This is a genomic window from Vibrio sp. 9-16B-A1 (assembly GCF_056726165.1).
Genome location: NZ_JBSDZD010000001.1, coordinates 439,417 through 455,077, shown reverse-complemented (window position 1 = coordinate 455,077; position 15,661 = coordinate 439,417). Strand labels below are relative to the sequence as shown.

At 50.8% G+C, this 15,661-nt stretch carries 20 protein-coding genes; 15 read left to right on the top strand and 5 right to left on the bottom strand.

What is annotated here, in order from left to right; genetic code table 11:
* Position 1 precedes the first annotated feature (1 nt).
* The 10 genes from ACVB80_RS02120 to ACVB80_RS02075 all read left to right on the top strand — a co-directional run bounded on the left by ACVB80_RS02120 (position 2) and on the right by ACVB80_RS02075 (position 5,616).
* Entirely contained in the window at positions 2 to 157 is a 156-nt protein-coding gene (locus tag ACVB80_RS02120; protein WP_481079602.1) for a hypothetical protein, read from the top strand.
* Positions 157 to 363 carry a hypothetical protein gene (locus ACVB80_RS02115; protein ID WP_481079601.1) on the top strand — a complete coding sequence of 69 codons (207 nt, stop codon included), beginning with the start codon at positions 157 to 159 and terminating at the stop codon, positions 361 to 363. The genes ACVB80_RS02120 and ACVB80_RS02115 overlap by 1 nt, the downstream gene beginning before the upstream one ends.
* Positions 360 to 770 carry a hypothetical protein gene (locus ACVB80_RS02110; protein WP_481079600.1) on the top strand — a complete coding sequence of 137 codons (411 nt, stop codon included), beginning with the start codon at positions 360 to 362 and terminating at the stop codon, positions 768 to 770. Before ACVB80_RS02115 ends, ACVB80_RS02110 begins: the two co-directional genes overlap by 4 nt.
* The gene (locus ACVB80_RS02105) at positions 770 to 1,330 is read left to right on the top strand and encodes a chemotaxis protein (RefSeq protein WP_481079599.1); all 561 of its coding nucleotides are present in this window, start codon (positions 770 to 772) and stop codon (positions 1,328 to 1,330) included. Before ACVB80_RS02110 ends, ACVB80_RS02105 begins: the two co-directional genes overlap by 1 nt.
* Entirely contained in the window at positions 1,327 to 2,157 is an 831-nt protein-coding gene (locus ACVB80_RS02100; protein WP_481079598.1) for a hypothetical protein, read from the top strand. Before ACVB80_RS02105 ends, ACVB80_RS02100 begins: the two co-directional genes overlap by 4 nt.
* Positions 2,154 to 2,774 carry a hypothetical protein gene (locus tag ACVB80_RS02095; protein ID WP_481079597.1) on the top strand — a complete coding sequence of 207 codons (621 nt, stop codon included), beginning with the start codon at positions 2,154 to 2,156 and terminating at the stop codon, positions 2,772 to 2,774. Before ACVB80_RS02100 ends, ACVB80_RS02095 begins: the two co-directional genes overlap by 4 nt.
* 51 nt (positions 2,775 to 2,825) lie before the next feature.
* On the top strand, positions 2,826 to 3,236 hold the full coding sequence (locus ACVB80_RS02090) for a structural protein (protein ID WP_481079596.1): 411 nt from the start codon (positions 2,826 to 2,828) through the stop codon (positions 3,234 to 3,236).
* A gap of 91 nt (positions 3,237 to 3,327) precedes the next feature.
* Positions 3,328 to 3,546 carry a hypothetical protein gene (locus tag ACVB80_RS02085; protein WP_481079595.1) on the top strand — a complete coding sequence of 73 codons (219 nt, stop codon included), beginning with the start codon at positions 3,328 to 3,330 and terminating at the stop codon, positions 3,544 to 3,546.
* Between the two features lie 559 nt (positions 3,547 to 4,105).
* On the top strand, positions 4,106 to 5,101 hold the full coding sequence (locus tag ACVB80_RS02080; protein ID WP_481079594.1) for a hypothetical protein: 996 nt from the start codon (positions 4,106 to 4,108) through the stop codon (positions 5,099 to 5,101).
* Positions 5,098 to 5,616: a hypothetical protein gene (locus ACVB80_RS02075; protein WP_481079593.1), complete on the top strand. Its 519-nt coding sequence runs from the start codon at positions 5,098 to 5,100 to the stop codon at positions 5,614 to 5,616. The genes ACVB80_RS02080 and ACVB80_RS02075 overlap by 4 nt, the downstream gene beginning before the upstream one ends.
* A 194-nt stretch (positions 5,617 to 5,810) precedes the next feature.
* Here the strand turns inward: ACVB80_RS02075 and ACVB80_RS02070 are convergent, their stop codons facing one another.
* A complete protein-coding gene (locus ACVB80_RS02070) occupies positions 5,811 to 6,848 on the bottom strand; it encodes an alkene reductase (RefSeq protein WP_481079592.1) in 1,038 nt (345 codons plus the stop codon).
* A 227-nt stretch (positions 6,849 to 7,075) separates the two neighbouring features.
* On the opposite strand from ACVB80_RS02070, the gene ACVB80_RS02065 reads away from it, so the two are divergent.
* A complete protein-coding gene (locus ACVB80_RS02065) occupies positions 7,076 to 7,975 on the top strand; it encodes a LysR family transcriptional regulator (RefSeq protein WP_481079591.1) in 900 nt (299 codons plus the stop codon).
* A gap of 63 nt (positions 7,976 to 8,038) precedes the next feature.
* Here the strand turns inward: ACVB80_RS02065 and ACVB80_RS02060 are convergent, their stop codons facing one another.
* The 3 genes from ACVB80_RS02060 to ACVB80_RS02050 form a co-directional block, all read right to left on the bottom strand.
* Entirely contained in the window at positions 8,039 to 8,572 is a 534-nt protein-coding gene (locus ACVB80_RS02060) for a peroxiredoxin-like family protein (RefSeq protein WP_481079590.1), read from the bottom strand.
* 153 nt (positions 8,573 to 8,725) lie between these two features.
* Entirely contained in the window at positions 8,726 to 9,262 is a 537-nt protein-coding gene (locus ACVB80_RS02055) for a nuclear transport factor 2 family protein (protein WP_481079589.1), read from the bottom strand.
* Positions 9,263 to 9,335: 73 nt separating this feature from the next.
* Positions 9,336 to 9,659 carry a putative quinol monooxygenase gene (locus ACVB80_RS02050; RefSeq protein WP_481079588.1) on the bottom strand — a complete coding sequence of 108 codons (324 nt, stop codon included), beginning with the start codon at positions 9,657 to 9,659 and terminating at the stop codon, positions 9,336 to 9,338.
* A 366-nt stretch (positions 9,660 to 10,025) separates the two neighbouring features.
* Here ACVB80_RS02050 and ACVB80_RS02045 point away from each other — a divergent pair, with 366 nt between their 5' ends.
* Together ACVB80_RS02045 and ACVB80_RS02040 are read left to right on the top strand one after the other, a co-directional pair.
* A complete protein-coding gene (locus ACVB80_RS02045) occupies positions 10,026 to 10,349 on the top strand; it encodes a hypothetical protein (protein ID WP_481079587.1) in 324 nt (107 codons plus the stop codon).
* 81 nt (positions 10,350 to 10,430) lie between these two features.
* Positions 10,431 to 10,946 (top strand): lipocalin family protein, encoded by a 516-nt coding sequence (locus ACVB80_RS02040; protein ID WP_481079586.1) that lies wholly within the window; start codon positions 10,431 to 10,433, stop codon positions 10,944 to 10,946.
* Positions 10,947 to 11,504: 558 nt separating this feature from the next.
* On the opposite strand, the gene ACVB80_RS02035 is transcribed toward ACVB80_RS02040, so the two are convergent.
* Positions 11,505 to 12,179: a fructose-6-phosphate aldolase gene (locus ACVB80_RS02035; protein WP_481079585.1), complete on the bottom strand. Its 675-nt coding sequence runs from the start codon at positions 12,177 to 12,179 to the stop codon at positions 11,505 to 11,507.
* 132 nt (positions 12,180 to 12,311) lie between these two features.
* On the opposite strand from ACVB80_RS02035, the gene ACVB80_RS02030 reads away from it, so the two are divergent.
* Together ACVB80_RS02030 and ACVB80_RS02025 are read left to right on the top strand one after the other, a co-directional pair.
* Positions 12,312 to 13,199 (top strand): glycyl-radical enzyme activating protein, encoded by an 888-nt coding sequence (locus ACVB80_RS02030; protein WP_481079584.1) that lies wholly within the window; start codon positions 12,312 to 12,314, stop codon positions 13,197 to 13,199.
* A gap of 2 nt (positions 13,200 to 13,201) precedes the next feature.
* Positions 13,202 to 15,613 carry a formate C-acetyltransferase/glycerol dehydratase family glycyl radical enzyme gene (locus ACVB80_RS02025; protein WP_481079583.1) on the top strand — a complete coding sequence of 804 codons (2,412 nt, stop codon included), beginning with the start codon at positions 13,202 to 13,204 and terminating at the stop codon, positions 15,611 to 15,613.
* Positions 15,614 to 15,661 lie beyond the last annotated feature (48 nt).

Sequence of the window (15,661 nt, the reverse complement as noted above, 5' to 3'; positions counted from 1 at the left end):
CATGCCATTGATTGTATTGCTGCCACTGGTCGCAGGTGGCGTGGGCTTTGGCCTTGGTAACTGGACAGGTTCGGGAGCCAGTAAGGCGGTCAAACTTGGCCTGATTGGGGGCGGCGCGTATGCCGCTTACCACGTACTGACAAAAGGGGTGAAGTGATGTTTCCAGGATTAGGCACTTTATCAAACAGCGGCTCTATGCCGATTAATGCCGGAGGCGGCGCAGCCGGGCCAAGTGGGGCCAGCTCTCACAACACCATTGGCGGTGCCCGAAATGGCAATGTGACCTTTGGTCAGACGCCGTGGAAAACGCTCGCGGTGGCGGGTGTGACCGGGCTGTTTATCTGGTGGGTGATGCGCAAATGAAGTGGGGAGTGATGCGCGCAGGCCGCGCCGATATTAACGCGCAGTTTCACCTGTTGCGCCCGGCCTTTAATGGCGTTCACGGCGCTAAGCAGGAGTTTGATTTCTGCTGTGAGTCGGTCAGGTCCGGGCGCGCCAGTCTCTATCACATCAAAGGACAGGGCGTGAATGTGCGCTTTGTCGGCATCGTCACTGATGACAACGAGTATTTGATTTTAGCCATGACGGGTAAGGGGATGGTGAAAGCCGCCCCGTCCATCATCGCTAAAGTCCGGGCAAGGGGTTACTGCACCATTAAGTATCACACGGTGCGGCCGGGAATGCGCCGCATTCTGCGCCCCTTTGGATTTCAACAAGTGGCAAGCGGTGAGCATGACTCCGTGCTGTCACTCGATATGGAGGTGTGCTGATGGGCGGCGGTGGCAGCAGTTCCAGTAACACAACAACCAACACCAAAAACACCACCGGACAAAACGCCATTCAGGGGGACAACCTTGGGGTGGCGCTGTCCGGTGTATCGGATTCTCAAATCAACGTGAGCATGAGCGACCACGGAGCGATTGAGGCCGCTAAGGAAATGGGCGAGTTGGCGCTCAACAACACCAAGGATATTGCCAGTTCGGCAATTGATAAGACCGCCCGGATGAGTGAAGCGGCTTTGGACAGTAACACCAAAGTGACGCAATCGGCGCTCAGCATGGGGGAAAACCTTGCCGAGGATGCCATTAACCTCAGCCGGGAAAACAGCGAAGTCATGGCAAACGCCCACAGTGAGAACCTGCAATACATTGCGGGGCTGGCGGGCAGCCAGGCCAAGCAGAACTCAGACAATCTCAAAGCCATGACGCAACTGGCAAAAACCAACTCTAACGGCGGCAGCGCAGACACTAACGCCACGGTGACCAAGGTTGTGGGCGTAATCGCAGGGGCTGCAGCTATTGTGGCCGTGGCTAAGGCGGTGACCTCATGAGCATGAAACAGCTGATGCAGCCAAGGGCGCGGGCACAGTTTCAGGTGGTCGGTGAGTTTATTTATATCGAGTCCTGCCCGTCAGAGCTGCGTATTCAGACCGAGCGTGGTGAGTACCGGCTCAGGCCGGGCGCTCAGGTACTCGATGACAAGCTGTCAGGGCTGGTGACCGTGGAGAACTTGGGCGAAGCGGGCATGGTGGAGGTCATCACCGGGATGGGGCGCTATGTGCCACCGGCTGACGGCCAGAAAGTCACGGTTGAGCGACAGCCCCCGGTAGAGATTGCAGAGGGGCAACACCTTGCCATTACCGACCTGCCAAGGGTGCGCCTTGCTGATGGTCAGGAAATCGCGGTTATCGCTATGCCTGCCATGCGTATTGCTGACGGTCAGAGCCTTGAGGTTGAGCGACTGCCAGCGGTAGGCATCAAGAAAGGGCAGACGGTGGGTGTTACCCAATTGCCAGCGGTGGAGATTGCCGACGGCCAGCAACTGGCAGTAACCAGCCTGCCCAAAGTGGCCCTTGAGCAGGGTCAGGCGCTTTCGGTCACCAGTATGCCAAAAGCTCAAATTGCGCCCGGCCAGACGGTTGGCCTTGAGGTGGCAAAGGGCATCAACACCGGCGCTGAGCCGTTGCCGTTTGAGCTGGCCGAGAACATCCAGCGGCAGAGCGTCACGCTTAAAGCCAGCAAAGCCAACACGGAAGCCGTGAAAGTCGGTGCATTCAGTCTCGAAGCAGGCGAGACACTGACCCTGAATACCTGCGCAGCACTCGCCATGACCGGCGGGGAAACTGATCACATTGAATTTATCGAGGTAGTCCAATGACTGTGGAACTAGGGACTGGCAGCACAGAGAACAAGGTTCAGGCTCTGGCGCACCATGTCAGCAATATGACCGGGGCGGTGGTTATCCCGGTGGAATTTGGTCGTAACAGCGGCGATAAGGGCCTGATGATGGAATCAAAGCTCTATGACGCTTTGGGGTATGACTGCGAAGTTGAGCGCACTTCACTTGGTTGGCGTGGTGATTACAGCAAGATTTCTGTTGCTGCGCTCTCCAAACTTTACCGTCAGGCCAAGCCGGGTGAAGTCGTCACCATGATGCTCTACGTGGATTTTGATGTGTTTGTGCGGGGTAACCCGGCCAACGCTAACGGATACAGTCCGAGCATGAATGGCGGCTCCTGCGCGGCGCAAATGCCAAAGTTCGCACCGACCTTTCAGAATGATTCGCGTCATAAGGTGACCGGCTTTATGTCTGTGCGACTGGAACCAACAGGCGACAAAACCAACCCACACCCGGAGCTGAAACACCAGACCACGATGCAGTGGGATCCAAACGGACTCTCATCAGGCTCTGGCACCATCATGGTAATTGGGGAAGTGGTGACGCCTATCGACGCAACGCCGAACTATGGTTATCAGTCACCCTCACCGGTGTAAGCCATGAAAACGCGCTTTGTACTACTGACCGTAATTCTCATAGGGCTGTATATGGCACACACACAATCAAGCGTTCGCGGGATACGCAATAACAACCCGCTCAACATCCGAAAGGGCAATGACTGGGAGGGTGAAGCGGCAATCAGCCGGGATGTGTCGTTTGAAACGTTCAAACACCACAAATACGGATTCCGGGCCGGTGCCAAGCTGCTGCGCAATTACCAGCGTAACTATGGCCTGTACACGCTTGGCGAAATCATTCACCGCTTTGCGCCGCCAAACGAAAACAAGACTCACAATTATGCGGGCTTTGTGGCGCGTAAGGTCGGCACCACGCCGGACGCGGCCATTGACCTGTCCGACAGTGAGCTGTTAGCGCGGGTGCTTCACGCCATGTCACAGATGGAGGTGGGGCACCACTACACGCTGAGTGACGCCCGGCAGGGGGTAGCGCTGGCATGACCAAGCAAGATCTGAAAAGTGTACTACTGACGGTAGCGGGCGGGGTGCTCGCTGCCTACACCATTAAATATCTGAAAAAGGCAAAACTACTATGAAAGACTTACTGGCAAAAATCGGCATCGACCTTGACCAACCATCCACAAAGAAAGGCGTAGCGCTTCTGGGCGCAGGCATTGCACTGGTGACCGGACACCCGGAGCTTATCACCGCCAGCGTGACCGCAGAGGGTGTGCAATACGGTGGCCTGATTGGTGCACTGGCACCGGTGGCTATTGGTCTGTATGAGACTGTGCGAGATGAGTGGAAATAGTTATGGTTGAGATTTTGCAGTACTTAACTTCGATGGGTTTGCCCCCATCAATGCTAGTCATTATTGGGATGTTCTGGCAGCACAACAACCGCCTTATCAGGCTGGAGTCAAAGGTGTTTTGATTTGTGGAAAGCCCACTTGCAGTGGGCTCAAAGTTAGTCTCGTTCTCGAATCCAGTCCCAAGCCTTTTGCGGTAGCCATCCAGCGAAGTCCTTTGTCACTCGAATGACAAGTAAGCTGTCATCATTATCAATTGCTTTGTTAAGTCGTGTTGCGATATCTGAAGCGGTCGAAGAGCTTGTATGTATTAACCACGTTGAATCAAGGTAGTGCCACCAATCACCGAGTGCTTTTATTTCGTCAATTAGAGTATCGTAGTCTTGTCCAGGTGCATTCAGGTCATAGCTTACGCAGTATATGGCCATCATCTATCCCTCAAAAAAAGTTCCACATTAAATATAAACAAGTTATAAAATGTGATTTGTGGTGTATATCGCGTTTTCTGAAAGTGATACAACATTGACAGAAGTAATCTTGTTTATAGAGTGAGTTATCAATAGTGGCAAAGAAAAAGACTGACCAAACAAAGCGTAAAAGAGTTTACTACCGACGGGCTGAGTGGGGGGCTCAAACGAAATCTAAGAAAAATCTTGAGAGTATTGCTCGTGACTGCTTTAACCATTTAAGCAATGTTGGAGAAAGAACCTTGGCGACAACGTCCGGTACATTGACAGCGTCTTTTGTTAAAGACGATGGTGCCGGGACCGGAATTTTTGTTCAGATAACGGCCTATATGCCAGGGGAACACGCATCAACAATCAAGCCGAATTTGGGGGCGAAATCATCAAAAGTTGATGCTGAACCTGCACCATTGGGTAAAGACTATATTGATGGCGAAGTTTTTGCCTACATTCGAAATAACGATATTGTGATGTGCACAACTAAAGTTCGTGAATCAGTTTTAGTAAGCTATCTGGCTGGCCTTTTGCACAAGGGGAATTACCCTCATGAGTCAACTATGCTGGAGTTGTCCAAAGTGGCTAAAGTTAGCAAAGTGAACATGATTCAAAAGCAAGGTGTGAAAGAGATTCGCCTCAACACAAGTCTTTATGATGCCAGTTTGAACTATGCAAATAAGAATGCCTCTCCAGTTGCCAGTCTAAGTGGAAAAGTTGCGGATGAGTTACGGAACTTGTTTGCAAAAGATCCTAGTATGAAAGATATACGTGCAACTGAAAACCTAAATGTCAGCCTGTCGATAAAATTTGATGGCCAGGCGGCTCGTAGAAAGAACTTACCTATTGGTTTTGGTGAGAAAGGCCGACAGCGATTAACCAAAACCGCTGGTTTGGTACTTGATGCTTTCGATAAGCACAATGAAGATGGTTTTGTGATAGTAACGAGTAATGATCAGGTCATTACATCTGAAGAAATCAGAGTATCAGACACATTTACAATTAAAGTGCTTGGCAAATCTTTAAGTCGACCTAGTGCTTGGAAAGCGCTTAAAGATTATCATGGCCAGCTGGACGCAAATGGCATATTGGTTCAATGAATGTTGAGATAGACAAAAAGAAAGTACTAAGGGCGGCGGTTATTTGCTGCATTGGCGGGCTTGTCTCATGGTTGGGACAGCCGCTTTTGCATGGGAACAAAGATGCTGTGAACGTAATCGTTACGGTTTTCTCTATCTTAGCTGGTTTCCTGATAGCGGTCATTACATTGGTTGGTGACCCAAAGTCACTGCCTTCCGGGGGGTGGCAAGCAGCACAGCTCGGAAGTGAACTGACATTTAATCGTTTGAATAGGCATAAGTGGCTCTTCAAACTCTACTTGTTCACACTCTTTGTCATTTTTGTATCTATCTTACTAAATAACAAGTATCCCAAGTGCATACTCATTTTAGAGCATGTCTATCTATTTAGTGCTTCTATCGCATGTATGTTTTCGTTCTCTCTACCAGCTTCTTTAGTTGAGTTTCAGCGAGAGCGAATTGAGCAAGAGATAGAGGTTCGTAGAAAAGCAGAGGGTATTAAACCTGAGCAAGATGGCGACGAGAACAAAGGTTGAACCTATGAGATGCGCTTCAAATGTGCTTTAGGTGATGAGGTGCCCCATGTTCGGTAGTAACCCGTAAGTGGTGGACATTATAGGGTCGCGATTAATTGTGTTTACCTTAAGGTATTGAAAATTAGCCTGTTTTTATTTTATTCGGCCCCTCTATGAGGGGCTTTTTTTGTATTTGGGCTGATGGCCACATGAGCTCAGTACAGCTCGTTAAGCATCCCGGCCTCATAGGGAGTGAGGGGCTGACCGAGCCTGACTTTTTCAACAAAATCCGGATTGGCAATGAATGGACGACCGATGGCGATAAGATCCGCATCATCTTTATTCAGAGCTTCTCTGCCACTTACAGCGCTGTAGCTGCCACAGGCGATCACACTGCCTTTGTAAATACTGCGGATATATTGGGTAACGGTCCCGGCAAGATGCTGGTAGTAACTGTCTTCGAACATTCCGGTATGAACGTAGGCTATTTCATACTGATTCAGGCGCTGCAGAACATAGTCGGAGATTTGCTTATCACGATCGTCATGCTCCAGGTGGATATAAGCGACCGGGGACAGTCGAATCCCAACGTGCGGGATTTCCTGCTTTACCGCCTCCAGGACGTTAAACAGGAGGCGGCTCATGTTTTCCGCACTGCCTCCCCATGCATCTGTGCGGCGGTTGGTATCCCAGTGCAGAAACTGATCGAGCAGATAACCATTGGCAGCATGGATTTCAACACCGTCAAACCCCGCCTGTCTGGCGTTAGCGGCTGCGCGGGCAAAATCTGCGATCATCTGCTCAATTTCAGACTCTGTCATTTCCCTTGGTGTACCGTATTGCAGATCATCAGTGCGCGGAACCCGGCCCTTAAGGGCAACGGCAGAAGGAGCCAGTGGCTTTTCTCCGTTTAGGTAAACAGGATGGGAGACCCGCCCGGTATGCCAGATTTGGGCAAAAATCCTGCCGCCGTTTTTGTGAACCTGTTCCGTTACCTTTTTCCATCCTTCAATGTGCGCGCGGGTAAAGATAGCAGGAGTATTTGGGTAACCCTGAGCTGAAGGAGAGATCATAAGGGACTCAGTAATGATCAATCCGGCTTCAGCGCGGCGGGCATAGTAGTCAGCCATAGCCCTAGTCGGTACAAACTCATCGTCTGCCATACTGCGGTTCATTGGGGCCATAACGATGCGATTTTTCAGTGTCAGTTCCGGGCTGAGCGGGTATGGGTTAAACAGGATATCCTGGTTCATAGCGGTTTCCCTCGTTTAAGAAATCTTTCGTGTGATGACCTAAAAAGTACTGCAGTGCTTAAAGGGAGAGAACCTGGGGTAACCGAATAGCATTTATTCGAAAAAGGAATTTCGTTAAGTATCAGGTGACCGATGGATAACAAAATTGAAAGGGTGGATTGTTATTGTGAATAGATGGGTGCTAATCTTTCATTTAATTATTCCTGTTTTGAATGAGGTGAGAGCGGATGGATCAGTTGGGCGCGATGCGGGCATTTATCCGGGTTGTACAGATAGGCAGCTTTTCAGCTGCGGCCAGAGAGCAAAACACCAGTCAGGCTACAATAAGCAAGAAAGTCGCTGCACTGGAGTCTAAGCTGGGGGTTAAACTGCTGACCCGCAGCAGCCGGGAGCTTTCACTTACCGAAGCGGGCGCAGGTTACTTTGAAAAATGTGTGGCGATTATCAGTGAGCTGGATGAAGCTGAGGCAACAGCGCGTTCTCAGGTGGCCTCTCCAAGGGGGACCATCAGGGTAGCGGCACCGGTGGTGTTCGGCCGGTTAGCTATTGCTCCGGTTTTGGCTGAGTTTTTGGCTCTTTACCCGGACATTCGGGTAGATTTGGCTCTGAGTGATAAACACGTCGACCTGATTGCGGAAGGGATTGATGTGGCGTTCCGTGCCAGAAAGCTGGAAGACTCTTCACTGATTGCACGTCATTTGTTTGATAACCCCATGTTGCTGGTGGCTTCGCCTGACTATCTCGAAACACAGGGAGAGCCTGCTGATCCAGCAGACCTGAAACATCATAACTGCCTGGTCTACTCGTTGCTGAAATCAATTAATATCTGGCACTTTAAGCACAATGGGGAGGCGTTTTCAGTACCGGTAAGCGGTAACTGTCAGTGTGACAGTGGTGATGTGATTCTGGAACTGGCACTGAACGGCACAGGTATCGCAGAGCTTCCGGTTTGGATGGTTGATGATCATGTTAAATCGGGAAGGCTTCAGGTATTGCTGCCGGACTATGAGGCCAGTTCACTGCCATTCAATGCCATTTATCCGCAGAGCAGACATGTCCCGCTGAAAGTGCGCAGTTTTGTTGACTATATGAAACAGAAACTGGCAGCAAACCCGGTGTTTTGTTAGCCGGAATACGTTATGTCATGAGGGAACGCTTCGATTCTGCCCGGAGGACCGGGCTGCCGTACTTTACCGGAAGGTGCCACGAATCGGGTAGTTATTTTCCGGGTTGCGAATGAAAGCCAGCCCGGCAAGCAGAGTTTTGAGTTCCGGGCGCACAAAGGGGCCATTCGACATATCCAGGATCTGCACCTGGCCTTTCTCGTTAATCACAAACAGGCCCGGTTCTGAAAACGGGTGGTCAGTTTCCTGCTCAGATCTTGGTGATGAGATGTAAAGCCCCAGCTGCTGCATTTGCTGTATGCTAAGGCCGTAAGCAATCGGGAAGCTGATGGTCATTTTCTCCTTATGGATAGTTGCCTGTGATTCGCTGTCAGCAGAGACCGCAATGATATCAATCCCCAGCTTTTGAAACTCCTTTCTCAGCGTTTCTGCTTCAGTCAGGTAACGGGTACATAGTGGACAGTGCTGGCCACGGTAGACCAGTACTAACTGCCAGTCGAAGCCTGTTTGTGGGGTGCTAAGAGAAACCCTGCTACCGCCGACAGTGGGTAAGTCGATAGCGGGAAACTGAGTACCAGGCATGAACTTGATGGATGTCATGAGTTTTTCCTTTTAATGTGGGCTGACGTTGAGGCTCGCACAATTGGTGCCTTCAATAGCAGGCAGTGACTGGCTCCGGCATCGGACTAAAGCGCTGTTGAACCAGCTGCCAGTTGCTGCCTGTCTTTGAAGGGAGTGGTGAGGGCTATTCAATCAGAAGCTGATGTAGTTGTAGCTGTCATCATCTTTGTTGCGTTTGCCGCGCAGCTTGTCACTGTAGTTTTCAGCCCAGATAGCCGTGGCATCCTGGTTCTGGTTCCAGTCGAATACAGTGGAGCGGTGCTTTATTTTCCATACACCATCACGGCGCTCGAAACGGAAGTGATGGCGGCCACCCAGAATCCCTTCTTTATCGGCACCATCCTGTTCGTGAACGTGGTAAGCCCAGACGTAGCACTCAGCGGTCGCTTTATCGCCATCGATTTCGATCAGAGGGTTACTGATACGGTGCTGAGTTGCTTTCAATGCCCGGAACCCTTCCATAGCAGGTTCAACGAATGTGTGAGCGTTGTCGTTGTAGAAGAACAGATCCGGGAAAATTGGATCCTGGTGTTCTTCAGTGGCATCTTCCCAGTAGGTTGATTTCATTAGCTCACCGTCTACCCGGTCCAGGGCGCGCGCGAACTTGTACATGATTTCGGTCAGTTCCTGCTTATCAAGCAGTTGTTGTATCTTTTGCTGCATATCCATTTTTGTTTCCTCTGATTTGGTACTGTCTCCGGTTCTGGCGGGAGGCAGTGACAGTTACTTATTGACGTTCGGGTTAATTGCTTTTCCACTCATCGAGCGGTTCAAGTACTGCGAATGTTCGCGGACTGGTTAGCAGGTCCGGCAAATAGGCTTCGTATTCATCGCGGTAAGATTTGCCTTCCAGCTGGTTCTTTACGAATGCTTCCATGGATGGCTCATCCCAGCGTTCATAAAGGGTGAACTTGTTTGGATTGCTGATATCGCGATGGAAATACGTTGAAACAAAAGTCTCTTCATGGGACATGGCTTCCAGTACGCTGGTAGCGCCTTTCAGAAACTTGTCGACGCACTCAGGCTTCACATTGAATTCGACGTAGAAAACAAGATGTTTTGACATGATTAGCTACCTCTTCTCCTGACTGGTCAGGATTTAACTTGCTAAGAACTGACAGGAATAGCGAAGTGTCTGTTGGGACAGGTTCGCAGATTCTTATCGCTGGAAAAATGGTATGGCTAATTGCCTGGCTGGAGAACCAGGCCAGATGGAATAGCTTAAATTCGATTTTGGAATTGAGTCGGAAACAAGACGGGTACAGAGAGCGCAGCTGGAAGATTACGTGCTGAAACGAAAAGGAGTTTCGTGATTTGTATAAACGGTAGCGTGCAGCAGGAGCAATCCAACAGGTTGCAATGCTGATGGTTCATGAAGTTGTTCGGGTGTACTACCATTAATGTGGCTGCATGAAGTACACGGGAGATCAGTATGGCAGTTTATGTGGTTATCTGGTTGTCAGTTGCAGCCATCATTTATTTGAATATCGTAGTGTCATATTGCGTCGTACTGTCAGATGGGCTTAACAGGAAGCAGAAAATTGCTGCTGTTGTCTTTAGCTGGCTGGTACCGGTGCTTGGATCCTGTTTGATTCTGGCCTCAGTAGCAGAAGATATTCCGGTAATCAGAAAGAGGGGCCCGGACATTTGTAACTTACTGTTCCTGTCATGGGCTGTAGCTTTGAATACCGGCCAATCTGGTTCAGGTGATGCTGACCATGTCGGTGATACTGACAGTGACGTCAATGGAGACTAAAGCAGACAGGCAATAAAGACCGGCTGCCAGTTTGTGATCCGGCAGTCGTTTAACAGGGAGCCGGTTATTCAGGAGGTATTTGTGAAAAAAATTCTGTTGTTAGCACTTTCCTTAGCTTTAAGTGGTTGTCTCGGAATACCGGAATCAGTCAAACCAGTATCTGATTTTGAACTGAACAACTACCTCGGAAAATGGTACGAAATAGCCCGCCTTGACCATTCATTTGAAGAGGGACTGAGTCAGGTAACCGCGGAATATACGCTCAGGGATGATGGTGGGGTTTCCGTTTTGAACAGAGGCTTTCTGGCAGCCGAAAACAGATGGAAAGAAGCAGAAGGTAAAGCCTATTTCGTCAACAGCACATCGGAGGGCTACCTGAAAGTGTCTTTCTTTGGCCCGTTCTATGGTTCTTACGTGGTTTTTGCTTTAGACAGTGACAACTACGAATACGCTTTTGTCTCAGGCCCGAATACAGATTATCTGTGGCTTCTGGCTCGCAAGCCTCAGGTGGACGAGGAAGTCATCGATAAGTTTGTTCAGATGGCAAAAGAGCGTGGTTTTGACACTGAGCGTCTGATTTTTGTGGGGCAGGAGTGAACCGTACAAAGCCTGCTGTTCGGGATCCCGGCTCGCGCCCACCTGCGTGCGGATGGCAAGGGTAGTGGAGCGCGTCCGGGATGACAAATTCCCCTTAACATTCAATAAACTATTGTCATCCCGGCCTTGAGCCGGGACCTCGTGAAACGATCTGTTTACCCTGATTATATTTTGAAGTGTCAGCCTGGTAATGCTGTCAGTGCATGGAGAATCAGTAGTTATATCCCCTTCTCCACGATCCCGGTCATTCTGAACGCGCTCCCCTGAGTTATTCGCGCGCTCAACAGGTAAAGCGCGATTCAGAATCTGTTGTCCGCGAGGATGGACTCACCTCGCGGTAGCGACACGCATTTGCTGCCACGAGTACGGTGACAGCTGGCGCGTGAATATACGGCGTGCTGTAAGAAGATTCTGAATCAGGTTCAGAATGACACGGTGGGCGTGGTTAGATACAGCGCCAGGTCATTAGCTGTTGTTTCATAAGCATAAATCTGTCATCCCGGCCCTGAGCCGGGACCCCGTCAAGCGATCTGAGAACCTAACAAGTTCAGGCAATAATCAACTTTCAAATGAAAGCTTGTCCCCAAAACTCCCTTTCCAGTCTTTTCCAAACTGCGCTACCGCAGGCTCAGCCGCCGGGTGAGTCACCATTTGAGCTGCCACATCCACCGGCAGGGTGATTGCACCGATACCCAGTTTCATCACTTCCAGCGCCTGGCGGGTGTTCTTAAAGCTTGCCGCCAGTACTTTGGCTGACAGGTTATAGGCCGCCAGTAACTGCTGAAGTTCTGCGACTACTTCAACGCCGTCTCCGCCCATTGCATCAATTCGGTTTACATAAGGGGCAAGGTAATCCGCACCATTCAGTGCTGCCATCAGGCCCTGCTGGGTTGAGTAAATGGCCGTGGCCAGTACTGCGATACCTCTTTGTTTTAGTTGCTTAATTGCTGCCAGGCCAGCCTCTGTAGCGGGCACCTTTACAACCATATCCCACGGCAGCTCACTCAGCGAAATTCCTTCTTCTACCATGGCTTCGGTTGTCTCACTGACGACCTGAGCATGAAAGCGGGCATCCGGGCCGAGCAGTTCAGACATGGCTGTCAGCGTCTCTTTTACGCCAGAGCCCTGTTTGGCAAGGATAGTCGGGTTGGTCGTTACGCCTTTCAGTGGCATACAGCGTGCAAAGCGGGTGACTTCGTTAAGGTCAGCGGTATCAAGATAGAGTTCAGTCATGGTTTCAATCCTGTCGTTTTCAGTTGCATTCAATATAAATTTATCCATCAAATGAAATCTTGATTTCGATCAATTGAAATTTCAAATGAAAGTTTTTATATTTCAAATATCGAAAGCAAGCAGGACACAGACATGTACTTCAACATACAAAGGTTCTCTACTCACGACGGGGATGGCATTCGCAGCATTCTGTTTTTAAAGGGATGCAGCCTCGCGTGCCGCTGGTGTCAGAACCCGGAAAGCCGTGCCCGTCATCCGCAGCTGATGATGGATCAGCGCCTTTGTATGGAAGAGTGTGAACTCTGCACCCTGGCAACGCCTGCTATCACCAAACACGACGACATTGTGTTGATCAACCGCAGAAAGATCAGTACCGAAGACCTTATTACTCTGCATGACCTTTGCCCGAGTCAGGCGCTGACCGTATGTGGCAAAGAAGCAGATGAAGAGCAGCTGTTTGAAGAACTGATGAAAGACCTGCCTTTTTACCAGCAGAGCGGAGGCGGAGTGACTTTTTCCGGTGGAGAGCCCTTGATGCAGAGTGAGTTAGTGCGCTCTGTCAGCCAGAAACTGGTGGAGCGGGAGGTCAATATTGCGATTGAAACCTGCATGCATGTGCCGTGGAAAAACATCGGGCCGCTGACGCCGTTGGTGGATTGCTGGCTGACCGATCTGAAACACACTGATGAGAAGAAGTTCAGCGAATGGGCCGAAGGTTCGCTTAAACGCATTCTGACTAATTTTGAAAAACTGGCTCCGCTTGCCAAACGGCTGGTGATCCGCGTTCCCGTGGTTCCCGGATTTAACGATACCGAAGCGGAGCTGAAAGCTATCGTCGATTTTGCCCAGAGTCTGCCGGGCTGTCAGGAAATTCACCTGCTGCCTTACCACACCCTTGGCATTAACAAATACCGCCTGCTGGATATGCCTTACCAGTGCGCGACCACGCCGCTCAATAAGCCTGAGCTGCTGGAGCGCATTAAGGACTACGCCAGCGTCAACGTGACAATACGAGGTTAAGCATGGAACTCAACACCTTACCCCAGCGAATTCGCGCTCATAAACTGGCGCTGGTGAATATCGTAACTCCGCCAGTCTGTACTGAGCGGGCAAAGGCTTATACTCAGGTGTACAAAGCGCACCAGGATAAACCTGTGATCATCCGCCGGGCTCTGGCTCTGGCAGAGCACCTGCGTACCAAAAGCATCTGGATTAAACACGATGAGCTCATCGTCGGTAACCAGGCGAGCAAAGTGCGCGCCGCGCCGATTTTCCCTGAATATACCGTGCGCTGGATTGAAGCGGAAATTGATGATTTGGCTGACCGTCCGGGTGCCGGTTTTGCAGTAAGCGAGCAGGATAAAGAAGACATCCATGAGCTGGTTCCGTTCTGGCGTGGCAATACCGTTCAGGATCGTTGCTACGGCCTGTTTACGAAAGAGCAGCAGGCGATTCTGGCGACCACCATCATCAAGGCCGAAGGCAACATGACATCGGGCGATGCCCACCTTGCTATTGATAATGAAAAGCTGCTTTCTCTGGGCCTTGGTGGCCTGCTTGAAGAAGTGCAGGCTCAGCCACGGGAACTGACCAGTCTGGACGGGCTGCACAAGGCTCAGTTCCATCAGTCTGTTGAGATCGTGCTGGAAGCCGTTCAGCAGCACATTATCCGCTTTGCTGAACTGGCGGAGAAGATGGCCGGTGAAGAGAGCCGTAAAGAGCGCAGCGAAGAGCTGAAACAGATTGCCGTGAACTGTCGCCATATTGCTTACCATAAGCCGGAGACTTTCTGGCAGGCACTGCAGCTTTGTTACTTTATCCAGCTTATTCTGCAGATCGAGTCTAACGGTCACTCGGTTTCTTTTGGACGGATGGACCAGTACCTGAATACTTTCTTCACCAAAGACCTTGAGCAGGGAAGACTGCAGCGTGAGTTTGGTCTGGAACTGCTTCAAAGCTGCTGGCTTAAGCTGCTTGAAGTGAACAAAATCCGCTCCGGCGCGCACTCCAAAGCATCGGCAGGCAGCCCGCTTTACCAGAATGTCTGTATCGGTGGTCAGCGTCTGGATAAAAATGGCGAAGCACATGATGCGGTCAACCCGCTTTCCTGGGCGATTCTGGAATCCTGCGGTCAGCTTCGCTCGACCCAGCCAAACCTGAGTGTTCGCTATCATGAGAACCTTGATCAGGATTTTCTGATGGCGTGTGTTGAAGTGATTAAATGTGGCTTTGGTATGCCCGCGTTTAACAACGATGAAATCGTGATCCCGGAATTTATTAAGCTGGGCGTAGAGCGTGAAGATGCCTACAACTACGCGTCGATTGGTTGTATCGAAACTGCCGTGCCGGGTAAATGGGGTTACCGCTGCACCGGCATGAGCTTTATTAACTTTGCCCGTATTCTGCTGGCTGCGCTTAACAAAGGTGTCGATGCCACCAGTGGCAAAGCTTTCCTGCCTCATAACCGTTCCCTGGCTGATGGCAGCTTTGAAAACTTCGGCCAGGTGATGGAGTCCTGGAACGAACAGGTGCGCTACTACACCCGCAAATCAATTGAGATTGATACGGTTGTGGACTGGGTACTGGAAGACCAGGCTCACGACATTCTCTGCAGTGCGCTGGTGGATGACTGCATCGCCCGCGGCAAAACCGTTAAGCAGGGTGGGGCGAAGTATGACTGGGTTTCCGGTCTGCAGGTGGGGATTGCAAACCTGGGGAACAGCCTGGCTGCGATTAAACATCTGGTATTTGACAGAGGGGAAATTGCCCAGCAGCAACTGGCAGAGGCCCTTGAGGGAGATTTTGAAGATCAGGAAGCGCTGCGCCAGCGTCTGATCAACTTTGCACCTAAATACGGAAATGATGATGACAGTGTCGATCTGCTGCTGGAACAGGCCTATCAGGCTTATATTGATGAGTTGTCTCACTATCACAATACCCGTTTCGGACGCGGGCCGATCGGCGGTGGCTACTACGCAGGCACATCCAGTATTTCAGCCAATGTACCGTTTGGCGCCTCGACCATGGCGACGCCCGATGGCCGTAAAGCCCACACCCCTCTGGCAGAGGGGGCCAGCCCGGCCTCAGGCTCGGATCGCTTAGGGCCAACAGCGGTATATAACTCCATTGCCAAGATCCAGACCGGAAAAATCCTCGGTGGTGTGCTGCTTAACCAGAAACTGTCTCCGGCGGCGCTGGCAACCGACAGTGATAAGCTAAAGCTCTCAATGCTGATTCGTACTTTCTTCAATCATCATAAGGGCTGGCACGTTCAGTACAATATCGTGTCACGCGATACCCTGCTGGCGGCGAAGGAGAATCCGGAGCAGTATCGCGATCTCGTGGTACGTGTTGCGGGCTATTCGGCGTTCTTCACTGCGCTGTCTCCGGACGCTCAGGACGATATTATTGCCAGGACTGAGCACAGTTTGTAGTTCATCGATAGGAGCCGGTCAGGAGTCACTAAACAAACTCTCCGTTCA